Origin of the sequence: Corallococcus exercitus (genome assembly GCF_003611585.1) — a bacterium.
Lineage (GTDB): Bacteria > Myxococcota > Myxococcia > Myxococcales > Myxococcaceae > Corallococcus > Corallococcus exercitus.
Genome location: NZ_RAVW01000909.1, coordinates 1 through 425 on the forward strand (window position 1 = coordinate 1; position 425 = coordinate 425).

Here is a 425-nt window from a genome sequence, read left to right on the forward strand (position 1 = left end):
GGCCTGGATCACCTGCAGCGCTTCGCCCTCCCTGGGCAGCGTGGCCGGACCCAGGGGCAGGGCGGGCACCAGCTCCGGGACGGACAGGCACAGGACGGCCAGGTCGCGGCGCTCGTCCACGGCGGCCACCTGCACCACCGGGGAGCGCAGGCCGTCCGGGAGCACGGCGGTGATGGCGCGCGCGCTGGCCACCGCGTGGAGGCTGGTGACGACGTGGCCCTCGGAGGAGACGACGAAGCCCGTGGCGGTGTGGCCGCCCAGGTCCAGCAGCACCAGGGAGGCACTCGTGCGCCGCAAGGCCTCTTCGGCCCGCGCACGGCGTGCCTGGTCGTCGTCGGACATGGCCACCCCCGCTTGTGACGCCTCGGCCGGCATTCCCATCAAGTCACATCCGATGCGCCCGGCCGCAACGCGTTGTATCAGCC

At 73.9% G+C, this 425-nt stretch carries 1 protein-coding gene; it reads right to left on the reverse strand.

Annotated elements, in window-relative coordinates; all coding sequences use genetic code 11:
- The coding region (locus tag D7W79_RS42815; protein WP_147442397.1) for a S1 family peptidase at positions 1 to 342 on the reverse strand (342 nt) is incomplete at its 3' end.
- Positions 343 to 425: the final 83 nt, after the last annotated feature.